This is a genomic window from Pseudomonas sp. FSL R10-1339 (genome assembly GCF_009600545.1).
Taxonomy (GTDB): domain Bacteria; phylum Pseudomonadota; class Gammaproteobacteria; order Pseudomonadales; family Pseudomonadaceae; genus Aquipseudomonas; species Aquipseudomonas bubulae.
The window spans coordinates 1-3027 of sequence record NZ_WIVQ01000180.1 but is presented as its reverse complement, the minus strand read 5'-3'; the positions used below and the strand labels follow the sequence as shown (position 1 = coordinate 3027).

Annotated in this window: 3 protein-coding genes and 3 pseudogenes; 1 reads left to right on the top strand and 5 read right to left on the bottom strand. The window is 47.4% G+C overall.

Annotated elements, in window-relative coordinates; translation table 11 throughout:
* Positions 1-131 precede the first annotated feature (131 nt).
* Positions 132-359 (bottom strand): hypothetical protein, encoded by a 228-nt coding sequence (locus GHO03_RS24015; protein ID WP_005730594.1) that lies wholly within the window; start codon positions 357-359, stop codon positions 132-134.
* A 95-nt stretch (positions 360-454) separates the two neighbouring features.
* Between GHO03_RS24015 and GHO03_RS24010 the strand changes: the two are divergent.
* Positions 455-736 (top strand): annotated as a pseudogene (locus tag GHO03_RS24010) (IS30 family transposase); the annotation flags it as partial.
* Positions 737-764: 28 nt separating this feature from the next.
* Here GHO03_RS24010 and GHO03_RS25960 read toward each other — a convergent pair.
* The 4 genes and pseudogenes from GHO03_RS25960 to GHO03_RS23995 all read right to left on the bottom strand — a co-directional run.
* A pseudogene (locus tag GHO03_RS25960) lies at positions 765-1148 on the bottom strand (methyl-accepting chemotaxis protein); the annotation flags it as partial.
* A gap of 147 nt (positions 1149-1295) precedes the next feature.
* A pseudogene (locus GHO03_RS25955) lies at positions 1296-1976 on the bottom strand (PAS domain-containing protein); the annotation flags it as partial.
* Positions 1977-2076: 100 nt separating this feature from the next.
* Positions 2077-2292 (bottom strand): hypothetical protein, encoded by a 216-nt coding sequence (locus GHO03_RS24000; protein ID WP_153400648.1) that lies wholly within the window; start codon positions 2290-2292, stop codon positions 2077-2079.
* 295 nt (positions 2293-2587) lie between these two features.
* Positions 2588-2824 carry a hypothetical protein gene (locus GHO03_RS23995; protein WP_153331005.1) on the bottom strand — a complete coding sequence of 79 codons (237 nt, stop codon included), beginning with the start codon at positions 2822-2824 and terminating at the stop codon, positions 2588-2590.
* Positions 2825-3027: the final 203 nt, after the last annotated feature.

Sequence of the window (3027 nt, the reverse complement as noted above, 5' to 3'; positions counted from 1 at the left end):
GGCCTGTTAGCGCCTTGCCAGTAGTTCTCGGATCATCCCTGCTGGACACCCGCTCATCCATAAAGTCAAGAATGCGCTTCGCTGACTGCTTGTCGAGCTTCCGCAACTGTGTTTTGGCCGTGTCGGTGTAATCAATCGTCCAGGCCAAGGTCTTTCCTTACGTCCGCAGCAGAGTGAACGACCTCTGTATTTTTACGGACTCGCTCCAGGACTTCAGCCGCGAGGTAGTAATCCTCAAGGTCAGTCAGGCCATGATCGATGATTTCGCGCAGATAATACGCCTTGGTACGCCCGGTGCTTGTCGCCAAAAAGTCTAGGCGCTGCTCGGTTTCGGGTGCCAAGCGAATGGAAGTGGCCATGTTTAAGGCTCCTATGTGATACGTGTATTCACATTATCACAAATCTACGCGAATGGCTTAGCGTACGATTTTTTCCGAATTCTGCTGGCTCCCCTGCTGAAATCACCCAGCAGACCGGGGTCGCTATTTATTTTTGTGATCCGCACAGCCCATGGCAGCGCGGCAGTAACGAAAACATCAACGGCCTGATCCGCCAGTACCTGCCCAAGGGGACTGACTTGTCGGTACACAGCCAGGAGCAACTGAATGCCATCGCCCTGCAACTGAATATGCGCCCCCGTAAGCGCTTCGATTTCAAATGCCCGATCGAAGTCATGGGAGAGGTGATGCAGGAAGCCTTGGCTATGCGGCATGATGCTCCGGCTTCAATTCAATAACCGTGTTGCACTCAGCTCCTGCAACCGCCTAGGGTTTCAATGCTTCAACCATTGACACGAGTTCACTGATACTCACATTCACACTCTCGATAGCTTTTTCGACATGCTCGATAGATTCATGACCTTTTTTCGCGATCACATTTATCTCTTTTAAACCGGTGTCAATTTTATCAATGAGCCCCGCGTTCTCCTTTACGACCTCCGCAATGACGGAGGTTGCGGAAGCCGATCTGGCGGCAAGCTTTCTTACTTCGTCTGCAACAACTGCGAACCCTCTGCCGGAATCTCCGGCTCTTGCAGCTTCAATCGCCGCATTAAGTGCCAATAAGTTTGTCTGATCTGCAATAGAACGTATGGTGGTTACTATTTCCTGAATATTCTTTGATTTCAGATTTAGCTCTTGACCAACTTGTGCAGTATTTTCAACCTGTGATGCGATTTGAACACTGGTATTCACGCTGTTATCCAGCTCTCGCATTGCCATTGTTGTTAACGCCGATGTCTTTTCGGATGTTTGCGCCGCGAGGTTCACTGTATTAATGGCATTATTGACGCGCTCAGAAATATCTGACGCAAATTTTATCACTTTATAGACTTTACCTTGCCCATCAAGAATGGGGTTGTAAGTTGCTTCAAGCCAGACGCTCCTGCCAGACAGACTTCTTCTTAGAAATCGACCTGTCTGATAGTTACCGTTGGCCAAGTTGCGCCAGAAGTTTGGGTTATCACGATAAAAGTTTTCATCACAGAAAATGTTGTGCTGTTTACCCTTTATCTGTTCCAGTTTGCAATCCATAGCATTAAGAAAATTCTGGTTAGCATTGGTGATTGTGCCATCAGGGGTGAATTCAATTACAGCCTGTGAGCGGTTAAGTGCCGTAAAAACAGCATTCTGCGACGCAGATTCGTTATGCTGCGCGGTGACATCAAAAGCCAATTTAACAACACGATACACCTTACCTTGTTCATCCTTAATTGGCACATAACGTGCGCCGACAAAGATAATTTCTCTATTCTTCTTTATATATTTAAAGGTATCTCGCTGCGGTTTGTCCTCAAGGAGATTTCGCCAGAAGGTTGTATACTCGGGCCTCGATGTATAGGCAGTCTCAAACAAAATGCGGTGATGCTGGCCCAGAAGTTCCTGTTTACTGTACCCCATAAAGTCAGCAAACTTCTGACTCACTTCAAGTATTTCGCCTGAATGATTAAAAATCACCATCGCGGTAGCGTTTAACATGGCATTAAAGAGGAGTTTTTCATCAGAAACTTTTAGTGGTTCTGTTAAAGCGGGTGTTTTCTTTAGAAAGTCGAACATAATCAGTATTCTCTTTTATAGCTCAAAAGTAATTTTTCAAACTGCTCAACAGAGAGAGGTTTATCAAGTAAAGCAGAGATCCGCCCGCCTCAAATCCGCGCAAAGCCCCGGAATCCGGGAGCATCAGCAGAAAAACAGTGACCAAAGCTAAAACATCCTTGCGGTCCAGCTCGATTGAAATCTTCACGCCCAACTCCTCAGTGGTGACACCCAATGCTGGCATCACGACGAGGAACATAACGGGCGAACTTTCCGACTCCACTCCGATGGCAAAAAACCGAAGAAGTCTTCGGTAAAGTGGGGGTGTAACAACACCCCTCACAGCAAGAGCACCCTCGCCGGGTGGCATCCCCCGGGCCCATTCGGGCCCAGGGAATTGCCAAAGGGTGATTTCGTCGGTGACAGGTCAAGGGTCCGCTGCGCCCGGGACTCCGTTCGCCGCGACGGTGAAGCGCGTCACGACGAGCCGGGGTCGCGGCCCTTGACCTAGGAATATCGCGACCTACGCACAAGCGCATCAGCTGGTATGCGGATCAGATGTCTACAGGGCTCCAGCAAAAGTCACGAACGACAATGACGTTGTTGCCGTAGATGATATGCAGGTCATTTTTTTTGAGCTGTTTTGCGATGTTTTCCATAACCACATCGGCGAGACGTTCTCTGTCGCATATTTTGTAAAACTGAGCCCACTTTAGAGTCATGAACTCATTTCCATTTTTACGAAGTAATTCATTTACTTCCGATGCGATGCTGCTTACTGCCTTGGACATATGACACCCCAAAATGATGCTTGCGCGATTTTTTTGGCGATTCTATATGCCACTAAAAAATAAGCAACAGACTTCTTATGTATTTTTTGCGAGAGTTTTTAAAACGTATTTAAAATATCTTGCAGAATCCTTACAGACACCTTCGGGAAGAAGCATACAGGTGTGTTTGGATCATCAAAAATAGGCAATTAAGAGCCTCGATC